This window comes from Trinickia sp. (genome assembly GCF_051953955.1).
Lineage (GTDB): Bacteria > Pseudomonadota > Gammaproteobacteria > Burkholderiales > Burkholderiaceae > Trinickia.
Genome location: NZ_JBQCIF010000056.1, coordinates 1 through 10,017 on the forward strand (window position 1 = coordinate 1; position 10,017 = coordinate 10,017).

The window sequence follows — 10,017 nt, forward strand, 5'->3', positions numbered from 1 at the left end:
GGCTGCGACGAATCGAACGTCGCCGAACGCCTGCTCGCCGCGACCGAGTCGAGCCCGCGGGATCAGGTTTTCACGCTGCACGCGGAGCTCGAAGGACAAAAGCTCGCCCCGATCTTCGAACAATTGCTCGCAGGCTGGCACGCTCAAGGTCATACGTTTGCGACAATGAGCGATTACCATGCCGCGCTGGACCGGAGCGAGCTGCCAACGTACCCTGTCACATGGGGTGAAATTCCCGGCCGCTCGGGCGAGTTGATCGTCCAGCCGGACTGAACGCTCGCGCCGCAAGCCCTGGGCGCGTCAGCCGTTCGCCCCGCCTCGGCCCACTCGACCATCTGCGCGATAAAAACAGGAGAACCACGTGCCCATTGCAGTCGACCAAACCGTCCCCGATTTCACAGCGCCGGCGACGGGCGGCGATATCACACTGTCCGGCCTGCGCGGCAAGAAGGTTGTGCTGTACTTTTATCCGAAAGACAACACACCGGGTTGCACGACGGAGGGCTTGCAGTTTCGCGACCTCTATCCGAAGTTTCAGAAAGCGGGCGCGGAAATCGTCGGCGTGTCGCGCGACAGCCTACGCTCGCACGAGAACTTCAAGGCCAAGCTCGAACTGCCGTTTCCGTTGATTTCGGATGCCGACGAAGCGCTCTGTTCTTTGTTCGGTGTCATCAAGATGAAGAAAATGTATGGCAAGGAAGTGCGCGGCATCGAGCGTTCGACCTTCCTCATCGACTCCGAAGGCATCCTCCGGCGCGAATGGCGGGGAGTCAAAGTGCCCGGTCACGTGGATGAAACGCTCGAGGCTGTACAAGCAGTTTGACGCGGGTTATATTGCGTTGCAATGAGTTCCCGTTCACTTCGTTTTGTCTGCTCGAGCGCCGTCGGCCAAGCTGACGCTTCATCCGTCAGGCGCTGTGCGATGCTCGAAACCGAGCCGCTTGCTCCAATTGCAACAGGAGCGGCGGCTTTTTTGTTTTTCGGCGGCCGGGCCGTTTCCTCCCGCCGGACTCTTGCGAAGGAGTTGATCGAAATCTAGGCGAACCGGCGAACCGAAACCTGAAACGCGCTGCTTGAAGGCTCGCCCCCTCAACGAGGATCGAGCATTCGGCGGCGCATGAGATGCGACCCGATTCTTTGAGGGAAACCATGCCTTTGCCTACCCCGCCCAGCAAGCTCGGCAGCCTATTGCCGCCCGACGAATTCAAAGCCAAAGCTAGACCGGCGCGAGGCGCCAAAAAACAGGGAACGATGGGGGAGCAAACCGAAGCGGCTCAGTACGGCGCCACCCACGTCGCCGCCCCGATGGGCGCGGCCGCCAACGCCGGCGCGGCGTTGCGCCCGCTGCCGTCATCGCCCGCCGCCGAAGTCGCCCCTACCGCACGCGGCCGCAAACCGAAGCAAACCGCCGCACTGTTGCAGCCGGCGCAGCCCTCGGCACCCGCCGCCATGCCGGTGCAGGCGCGCAAGGAAACGCCCGCCGCGGGCACGCAGCCCGACAACGCCGTGGCGACGCGCGGCGGCACCAAAGCCCGTACCGGCAAGGCCGCCGCCATCGAAGCCGAACTGCGCAAGTTGTTCGTCCTCGATACGAACGTGCTCATGCACGATCCGACCTGCCTGTTCAGATTCGAGGAACACGACGTCTATCTGCCGATGATGACGCTCGAGGAACTCGACAATCACAAGAAAGGCATGTCGGAAGTCGCGCGCAATGCACGGCAAGTCAGTCGCACGCTCGATTCGCTCGTGGCGAATGCCGGGCTGATCGCGGAAGGACTGCCGCTGTCCGGCCTCGGCAGCCGCGAAGCGCTCGGGCGGCTGTACTTCCAGACGAAGCTCGCCGATATCGAGCCCGTCGAGGGGCTGCCGCAAGGCAAGGCCGACAATCAGATCCTCGGCGTCGTCCGCGCGCTGCAGCGCGATCGTCAAGATCGACAAGTCGTGCTGGTGTCGAAAGACATCAACATGCGGATCAAGGCGCATGCGCTCGGACTGCCGGCCGAAGACTATTTCAACGACCAAGTGCTCGAGGATTCGGATCTCCTGTTCTCGGGCGTGCGTGCCTTGCCCCAGGATTTCTGGACCAAGCATGCGAAAGGGATGGAGAGCTGGCAGGACAACAAGACCGGCACCACCTACTACCGCGTGACCGGACCACTGTGCCCGTCGCTGCTCGTCAACGAGTTCGTCTATCTCGAGCCGCAAACGGGCGAGCCGCCGTTCCAGGCGATCGTACGCGAGCTCAACGGCAAGACGGCCGTGTTGCAGACGCTGCGCGACTACAGCCATCACAAGAACAACGTTTGGGGCATCACGGCGCGAAACCGCGAGCAAAACTTCGCGCTGAATCTGCTGATGAACCCAGAGATCGACTTCGTGACGCTGCTGGGACAAGCGGGTACGGGCAAGACGCTGGTCGCATTGGCCGCGGGGCTGGCTCAGGTGCTCGACGAAAAGCGGTACAACGAAATCATCGTCACGCGGGCGACGGTGCCCGTCGGCGAGGACATCGGCTTTCTGCCCGGCACCGAGGAAGAAAAGATGCAGCCTTGGATGGGCGCCTTCGACGATAACCTCGAAGTGCTGCAGCGGACCGACGACAGCGCCGGCGAATGGGGCCGCGCGGCCACGCAGGAGCTGATTCGCTCGCGCTTGAAGATCAAGAGCATGAATTTCATGCGCGGGCGCACGTTTGTCGACAAGTACCTCATCATCGACGAAGCGCAGAACCTGACGCCCAAGCAGATGAAAACGCTCGTGACGCGCGCGGGCCCAGGCACGAAGATCGTCTGCCTCGGCAACATCGCCCAGATCGACACGCCGTATTTGACGGAAGGTAGTTCGGGCCTCACGTACGTCGTCGATCGCTTCAAGGGCTGGGCGCACAGCGGTCATGTGACGTTGGCGCGCGGTGAGCGCTCGCGGCTCGCGGATTACGCGTCCGACATTCTCTAATCGCCCCCGGAGCGGCGCAACCGCGCCCGCTCCTCAGCGTTCGATGCTCAGCGCCCGGCTCCCCGGGCGCTTTTTTATTTGGGGCCACGATGATGACGGCTGCCCGAGGAAGCGTATTGCCGAGACAACGCCTGCGTGCGCAACTTCAAGTAATTGATGAAGAATCCTTGCCGAAGGCCCGCCGGCAGGGCTACTATCGGCCGCAACAGCGGGAGCGAGCGCACCTCGGCGGACAATTGAAGTACCGGCTACGCGGCGCTCCTTCGACAACCTCTCCTTACGACCTGGCACCGCGTGCGCCCGGTTCATCGTTGCATGCGAATTTGGCTCCTCACCCTCATCGTGCTGTCGTTGGCTGCGTGCTCGAGTGCGCCGCCGAGAAGCGCTCGCTCGGGCGGCAGCTCGTTCGGAGACAATGGGCTGCGCACGATGCCGCCTGGCTTGCCGCGCTTCGTCGATCACAGCATTGGGCGAGAGGAGATTTCGATCGAGGCGATGAGCCTCATCGGCGTTCCCTACCGATGGGGCGGCAATACGCCCGATAGCGGGTTCGACTGCAGCGGCCTCGTGCGATACATCGTGGGACGCGCAGCCGACGTCGATCTGCCGCGCACGACGGCCGACATGAGCCGTCGAGGGGAAGCGATCGAGCCCGACGAAATCGCCCCGGGCGACCTCATCTTCTTCAACACGACGGGCCGGCCGCACTCGCATGTCGGCATTTACGTCGGCAAACTGCGCTTCGTCAATGCGCCGTCGACGGGCGGCACGGTACGGCTCGACTATCTGACGAACCCGTATTGGGCGAAGCACTTCGACGGTATTCGGCGGGTGGCACCGCCGCTTACGGCACCCTCACCATTCGATGCGCCGACGGAACTGGCGACAGCACCGCCTGCACCGGCGGAATCGAACGCGCAGCGGGTGCGCGCTTCCGCAGCCCCGAGCCCTCAGAGCACTCCAAGCGCTCCTAGCGCGCAAACATCGGCAGCCGACGACGATCCCATCGCGCGTTTCGCCGACGGCAGCAATTGATCGATCCGCCCCGAGGGGCAGCGGCCCTTTGAAAGAGGGCCGCCGTCCTTACAGGAACCGATGCCCGAGCCACCAAGCGATCGCGGAGAGCAGCGCCGAGGCCGGGATCGTCAAGATCCACGCCCAGACGATGCTGCCGGCGACACCCCAGCGCACGGCCGATAGCTTCTGCGTCGCGCCCACGCCGACGATCGCGCCGGTGATCGTGTGCGTCGTCGAGACCGGCACGCCCATGGCCGACGCCGTGAACAGCGTGATCGCACCGCCCGCCTCCGCACAGAAACCGCCGACGGGCTTGAGCTTCGTGATCTTCTGCCCCATCGTGCGGACGATGCGCCAGCCGCCGAACAGCGTGCCTAGCCCCATCGACAAATAGCAGGCGCCGATGACCCAAACCGGCGGCGCGGCGGCCGTTGCCGATGCGTAGCCGGTGGCGATCAGCAGCATCCAAATGATGCCGATCGTCTTTTGCGCATCGTTGCCGCCGTGTCCCAGACTGTACAGGCCGGCCGAGATGAACTGCAGGCGCCGAAAGCGGCGATCGACCTTGCTCGGCGGCGTGCGAAAGTAGATCCACGACACGGCCGTCATGAAGAACGAGCCGAGAATGAAGCCGAGCAGCGGCGAGATGAAGATGAACGCGACGGTTTTCAGGATGCCGTCGATGTTCAGCGCCCACCACCCCGACTTGGCCAGCGCCGCGCCGACGAGGCCGCCGATCAGGGCGTGCGAGGAACTGGCCGGGATGCCGAAACGCCAGGTCAGGATGTTCCAGACGATCGCGCCGGCCAGCGCGCCGAAGATGACGTAGTGGTCGACGATATGCGGATCGATCGTGCCTTTGCCGACCGTCTGCGCGACCTTCAGGTGGAAGATGAAATAGGCGATGACGTTGCACGCCGCCGCGAACGCGACGGCTTGCTGCGGCTTGAGCACGCCCGTCGAGACGACGGTGGCGATCGAGTTCGCGGCGTCGTGAAAGCCGTTCATGAAATCGAAGGCGAGCGCGACGACGATCAGCGTCGCGAGCCCCCAAGTGGCGATCTGAATCGAATGCATCGGTTTGGTCCGCCCGCGTTACGCGTTTTCCAGCACGATGCCTTCGATGATGTTCGCGACATCCTCGCACTTGTCCGTGATCGATTCGAGCAACTCGTAGACGGCCTTCAGCTTGATCAAGGTCTTCACGTCGTCTTCTTCGCGGAACAGCTTCGACATGGCGGCGCGCAACACGCGATCGGCTTCCGATTCGAGGCGATCGATCTCTTCGCACGCCGAGAGGATCAGCCGGGCTTGGCTCATGTCGGACAGCATGTTCACCGCCCGTTGGACGTGCTTGGCCGTCTGCGTGCAGATATGGGCGAGCTGGCTCGCCTCCGACGTCATCGCTTGGACGTCGTAGAGCGAAACGGCCGTCGCGACGTCCTCCATCAGATCGAGGATGTCGTCCATCGTCGTGATGAGCTTGTGGATTTCGTCGCGGTCGAGCGGCGTGATGAACGTCTTGTGCAGCAGGTCGATCGTTTCGTGCGTCAGTTTATCGGCCGCTTTTTCATTGACCTGCACGCGTTGCTTGTGCACTTCGGCGTCGCTGAGATTGTCGACGAGGCGCTCGAGCTCTTCGCTCGCGGAGACGATGCACTTCGCGTGCTCGTTGAAGATTTCAAAGAACTTGCCCTCGGTGGGCATGAAACGACCGAACATTGAGATCCCGATAGGTGGTCATATTGAGCGCCCCATCGCGGCTGCGGCTACGCCGCCGCGCCGGACGGAACCCACCCAAGCGGCAGGATTCATGGGGCTGACATAAAACTGCAATATTGTACCGGCTCGCGCGAGTCAGCCCAACGCCCGGTTGCAACCGAAGACGAGAACGCAACGGACGTGCCGCCCCGCGCAGCCGCCGGTCACTCGCCGCCGTGGAAGGTTTGCGCCCCGGCGAAGTTGTCGAACTTCGTGTATTGCCCCAGGAACGTGAGCCGAACGGGCCCGATCGGCCCGTTACGCTGCTTGCCGATGATGATCTCGGCCGTGCCCTTGTCGGGGCTGTCGGGGTTGTACACTTCGTCGCGGTAAATGAACAAGATGACGTCCGCATCCTGTTCGATAGCGCCCGATTCTCGCAAGTCCGACATGACGGGGCGCTTGTTCGGCCGCTGTTCGAGACTCCGATTGAGCTGCGACAGCGCGATCACGGGCACATCGAGCTCCTTGGCCAGCCCTTTCAGCGAGCGTGAGATTTCCGAGATTTCCGTGGCCCGGTTCTCGCCGGTCGACGATCCCGACATCAGCTGCAAGTAGTCGACGATGATGAGCCCGAGCTTGCCGCATTGCCTGGCCAAGCGTCGCGCCCGCGAGCGCAATTCCATCGGGTTCAGGCCGCCCGTCTCGTCGATGAAGAGCTGCGCCTCGCTCATTTTTTGCACGGCGTGGGTGAGCTTCGGCCAATCTTCATCGGTCAGGCGGCCCGTGCGCATACGGTGCTGATCGAGACGGCCCACCGACCCCAGCATCCGCATGACGAGCTGCGTGCCAGGCATTTCCATCGAGAACACGGCGACGGGCAACCCGTACTCCACGGCGACGTATTCGCCGATGTTCATCGAAAATGCCGTGTTGTGCGTCACCACGTAATCGTCGGTCAGATAAAGCCGCAACGGATGCGATACCGAAATGCATTGGGTCGGCGCAACGCGCGTCGGCTCGATCGAGACGACGACGGGCATCTTGCGCCTCGCGCGCCCGCGCTCGAGCCGCTCACGCTTGCCTTCGAACAGGAACAGGCTCAGCGGATCGGGATGACTGATCGTGCATTGGTATGCCGTCGCGCCGGCCTGGCGCACGCTGCCACTGGTGAGCGAGGTGTTTTTCGCCGACACCGTGCACCAGCCACCGAGCGACCGCACGAGCTCGCAGACGTCGCGTGCGAGGCGCTCGCTGGCCGTCGAATATCGAACCGTGCCCCACGACTCGACCCAGCCATCGGTGTCGAGCAGACCACGCAGCAAATCGAGCCGCGCCGGCTTGGCCGCGTCGAGATAAGCGCGAGGAATGAACGTGTCGTAGCTCGTGCACCCCCACAGCGCCAAGCGCTCGAGCGCTTGCTCGATCGGGTTGACGCGGGGGCGGGCCGTGGTCTCGGCCGCCGGGCAGCGCTCGATCCGCCAGTCGTACTGACCGGCGTACTCGAGCCGCATGTCGTCGCCGGCGCGTGCGCGCATCCGATCGAGCGTCTCTTGGGCCTTGTCGCTGAAACGAACGGATGTGCTACCGATCGCGCCGTCGCCGAGCAACGCGCCGAGCACCCACGGATCGACGGGCAGCGCCTCGTCGTGGCCGAAATCTCCGCTGGGGAGGTCGATCCACAAGCGATTTTGATACCGTTTGCGCGTCAGCAGCGAGCGCAATTGCCCCGTATCGACGACACGCGGCTGCGCCCACTCTCTGAAGTGAACGCGCCACAGATGCTCGTCGCAACACTCGGCCGAGCGCCCGTCCGAAAAACGCACGCGATAAACCTGCCGCTCGCCCTGCGGATAAATGCCCGTCACCATCGACGGCTCACCGTCGACCGATGCCAGCGCATCGCCCACCTCGAGATCGCCCATCCGCTTCCAGCCGGACAGCGTCTTCACGCGGGCGTCGAGCGGCTGAGCCTTACCCATCGACGGCCGCCCTGCCACGATGATGAGTTCGCCCCCATGCATGCCCGAGGTCATGCGGTCGAGATCGACGAAGCCCGTTGGCGTGCCCGTGACGTCGCTCGGATTGGCCGTGTGGTACAGCGTATCGATGCGCTCGACCACCTGCGTCAAGAGCGGTCCGATCTCGAGAAAGCCTTGCGTGCCGCGGGCGCCGTCCTCGGCGATCGAGAACACCTTCGATTCGGCCTCGTCGAGCAGTTGCCGCACCTCCTTGCCCTGAGGATTGAAGGCATCGGCCGAGATTTCGTCGGCCACCGAGACGAGGCGGCGCAGCACCGCGCGGTCGCGCACGATCTCGGCATAGCGCCGGATGTTCGCGGCGCTCGGCGTGTTTTGCGCGAGCGCGTTCAGATAGGCGAGCCCTCCGACATCCTCGGCCTTGCCCGAGGTCGTCAGCGCTTCATAGACGGTCACGACGTCGGCGGGCCGCGTGGACGCGATCAGCCGCCCGATGTGCTCGAAAATGAGGCGGTGGTCGTAGCGATAGAAATCGCTCTGGGCCAGGAAGTCGGCGATGCGGTCCCAGGCGGCGTTATCGAGCAGCAAGCCGCCGAGCACCGATTGCTCGGCCTCGATCGAATGCGGCGGGACTTTCAGCGATTCGAGTTGCGGATCGGACGGTGCGTTCATGGGGAGGCATTATCGCGAAATGGCTCGGCGTCCGCCAGCGGCTAAAACGAGGCCAAAACAAAAAAGGCAGGAACCGGCGCTCCGGCTCCTGCCCTCTTCCATCTCTGCGCCGAACCGGGGGCACCCGTGGGCGCCCTTTCCTGCCGGCTGCAGTTCGCGATGCTTACGCGTGCTCGCCGAGCACCGACACCGTGACGTCGACCAGGACGTCCGTGTGCAGCGACACTTGCACGGGGTGGTCGCCCACCATCTTCAGCGGGCCTTGCGGCAGGCGCACTTGCGCCTTTTCCACCGCGAAGCCTTGCTTCGTCAGCGTTTCGGCGATGTCGGCGTTCGTGACCGAACCGAACAAACGGCCGTCGACGCCAGCCTTCTGCCCGATCTGAACCGTCAGGCCGCCCATCTTCTCGCCTTGCGCTTGCGCGGCGGCCAGCTTCTCGGCGGCAGCCTTTTCGAGATCGGCGCGGCGCACGTCGAATTCGGCAATCGCTTCCTTCGTTGCACGGCGAGCGAGCTTTTGCGGGATCAGGAAGTTACGGGCGTAGCCGTCCTTGACCTTGACGATGTCGCCGAGGTTGCCGACGTTGACGACCTTTTCCAAAAGAATGATTTGCATTCGGATTCTCCTTATCGCGTCGTCTGATTAGGCCTTGTGCAGGTCGGTGTACGGCAGCAGCGCGAGGAAACGCGCACGCTTGATCGCCGTATCGAGCTGACGTTGATAGTGGGCCTTCGTACCCGTCAGACGAGCCGGCGTGATCTTGCCGTTTTCGCCGATGAAGTCCTTCAGCGTTTCGAGGTCTTTGTAGTCGATGTACTCGACGCCGGCAGCCGTGAAGCGGCAAAACTTCTTGCGCTTGAACAGCGGGTTCTGTTGCTGACGACGCTTGTCGAATTTCTTACCAGTCGGGCGGGGCATGTTCAGTCCTTTCCAATGTCCTGCAATTCTGTGATGTGAAACACCAAGGTTCTCGCATTGCGGCTTTTCTTCGCCAGGAAACCGGTGAAGAGCGTTTCGACGCCCATCTCACAGGTTTCGAGCTTCCCGCTCGCGGTGCCTGCGGCCAGCGCGGGCATCGTCAACTCGACTTGCCGGACGATGCCGGCTTCGACGACTTCCCCGCGGTGCTGCAGCGTACAGCTTGCGATCGGCACGCCCGCCGGCGTGTAGCGCAGCGGCTCGCGCTCGATCACGCTGGCCATGAGTTGCAGCCTGTTCACGAGAGCGGCGAAAAAACGACGGAACCTAGGTGGCTTAAACCGTGAATACCGTTAAGCCTGCGCTTCGGACGGCTGCGACGACGCAGCTGCCTTCTTGGCTTCTTCGCGCTGCACTTCCTTCATCATCGGCGACGGGCCGGTTTCGGCCTTCTTCATCTTGACGATCAGGTGACGCAGCACGGCGTCGTTGAACTTGAATGCGTGCTCGAGCTCTTCGAGCGTAGCTTGATCGCATTCGATGTTCATGCAGACGTAGTGAGCCTTCGCGAGTTTCTCGATCATGTAGGCCAGTTGGCGACGGCCCCAGTCTTCGATGCGGTGGATGTTGCCGCCGCGCGCGGTAATCGTGGATTTGTACCGCTCGATCATCGCGGGCACTTGCTCGCTTTGATCGGGGTGTACGACGAAGACGATTTCGTAATGACGCATACACACTCCTTGTGGATTGAAGCCACCCGGGCGTCGATGG

Annotated in this window: 10 protein-coding genes and 1 pseudogene; 4 read left to right on the forward strand and 7 right to left on the reverse strand. The window is 63.1% G+C overall.

Annotated features, from left to right (window positions below; genetic code table 11):
• The 4 genes and pseudogenes from ACTHNZ_RS10560 to ACTHNZ_RS10575 form a co-directional block, all read left to right on the forward strand.
• Positions 1–273 (forward strand): annotated as a pseudogene (locus tag ACTHNZ_RS10560) (4-deoxy-4-formamido-L-arabinose-phosphoundecaprenol deformylase); the annotation flags it as partial.
• Positions 274–361: 88 nt separating this feature from the next.
• Positions 362–823 carry a peroxiredoxin gene (locus tag ACTHNZ_RS10565; protein ID WP_440542444.1) on the forward strand — a complete coding sequence of 154 codons (462 nt, stop codon included), beginning with the start codon at positions 362–364 and terminating at the stop codon, positions 821–823.
• 326 nt (positions 824–1,149) lie between these two features.
• Positions 1,150–2,958: a PhoH family protein gene (locus tag ACTHNZ_RS10570; protein WP_440542445.1), complete on the forward strand. Its 1,809-nt coding sequence runs from the start codon at positions 1,150–1,152 to the stop codon at positions 2,956–2,958.
• 315 nt (positions 2,959–3,273) lie between these two features.
• Positions 3,274–3,993, forward strand: coding sequence for an NlpC/P60 family protein (locus ACTHNZ_RS10575; RefSeq protein WP_440542446.1), 720 nt, complete (start codon positions 3,274–3,276; stop codon positions 3,991–3,993).
• Positions 3,994–4,041: 48 nt separating this feature from the next.
• Here the strand turns inward: ACTHNZ_RS10575 and ACTHNZ_RS10580 are convergent, their stop codons facing one another.
• The 7 genes from ACTHNZ_RS10580 to rpsF all read right to left on the reverse strand — a co-directional run bounded on the left by ACTHNZ_RS10580 (position 4,042) and on the right by rpsF (position 9,977).
• Complete coding sequence (locus tag ACTHNZ_RS10580; RefSeq protein ID WP_440542447.1) at positions 4,042–5,052, reverse strand: anion permease; 1,011 nt, start codon at positions 5,050–5,052, stop codon at positions 4,042–4,044.
• 18 nt (positions 5,053–5,070) lie between these two features.
• Positions 5,071–5,697 carry a DUF47 domain-containing protein gene (locus ACTHNZ_RS10585; RefSeq protein ID WP_440542448.1) on the reverse strand — a complete coding sequence of 209 codons (627 nt, stop codon included), beginning with the start codon at positions 5,695–5,697 and terminating at the stop codon, positions 5,071–5,073.
• Between the two features lie 203 nt (positions 5,698–5,900).
• Positions 5,901–8,327, reverse strand: a complete 2,427-nt coding sequence (dnaB, locus tag ACTHNZ_RS10590) for a replicative DNA helicase (RefSeq protein WP_440542449.1) — start codon at positions 8,325–8,327, stop codon at positions 5,901–5,903.
• Between the two features lie 163 nt (positions 8,328–8,490).
• Positions 8,491–8,943, reverse strand: coding sequence for a 50S ribosomal protein L9 (rplI, locus tag ACTHNZ_RS10595; RefSeq protein ID WP_440542450.1), 453 nt, complete (start codon positions 8,941–8,943; stop codon positions 8,491–8,493).
• 27 nt (positions 8,944–8,970) lie between these two features.
• On the reverse strand, positions 8,971–9,246 hold the full coding sequence (gene rpsR, locus ACTHNZ_RS10600) for a 30S ribosomal protein S18 (protein ID WP_440542451.1): 276 nt from the start codon (positions 9,244–9,246) through the stop codon (positions 8,971–8,973).
• 2 nt (positions 9,247–9,248) lie between these two features.
• Positions 9,249–9,548: a primosomal replication protein N gene (gene priB / locus ACTHNZ_RS10605; RefSeq protein ID WP_440542452.1), complete on the reverse strand. Its 300-nt coding sequence runs from the start codon at positions 9,546–9,548 to the stop codon at positions 9,249–9,251.
• A gap of 51 nt (positions 9,549–9,599) precedes the next feature.
• Complete coding sequence (gene rpsF / locus ACTHNZ_RS10610) at positions 9,600–9,977, reverse strand: 30S ribosomal protein S6 (RefSeq protein WP_102646935.1); 378 nt, start codon at positions 9,975–9,977, stop codon at positions 9,600–9,602.
• Positions 9,978–10,017: the final 40 nt, after the last annotated feature.

What these genes read in the sequence shown, in the direction of transcription:
- ACTHNZ_RS10570 (WP_440542445.1), top strand. Translation starts at nt 1,150, where the DNA reads ATGCCTTTGCCTACCCCGCCCAGCAAGCTCGGCAGCCTATTGCCGCCC.
- ACTHNZ_RS10575 (WP_440542446.1), top strand. Translation starts at nt 3,274, where the DNA reads ATGCGAATTTGGCTCCTCACCCTCATCGTGCTGTCGTTGGCTGCGTGC.
- ACTHNZ_RS10580 (WP_440542447.1), bottom strand. Translation starts at nt 5,052, where the DNA reads ATGCATTCGATTCAGATCGCCACTTGGGGGCTCGCGACGCTGATCGTC.
- ACTHNZ_RS10585 (WP_440542448.1), bottom strand. Translation starts at nt 5,697, where the DNA reads ATGTTCGGTCGTTTCATGCCCACCGAGGGCAAGTTCTTTGAAATCTTC.
- dnaB (WP_440542449.1), bottom strand. Translation starts at nt 8,327, where the DNA reads ATGAACGCACCGTCCGATCCGCAACTCGAATCGCTGAAAGTCCCGCCG.
- rplI (WP_440542450.1), bottom strand. Translation starts at nt 8,943, where the DNA reads ATGCAAATCATTCTTTTGGAAAAGGTCGTCAACGTCGGCAACCTCGGC.
- rpsR (WP_440542451.1), bottom strand. Translation starts at nt 9,246, where the DNA reads ATGCCCCGCCCGACTGGTAAGAAATTCGACAAGCGTCGTCAGCAACAG.
- rpsF (WP_102646935.1), bottom strand. Translation starts at nt 9,977, where the DNA reads ATGCGTCATTACGAAATCGTCTTCGTCGTACACCCCGATCAAAGCGAG.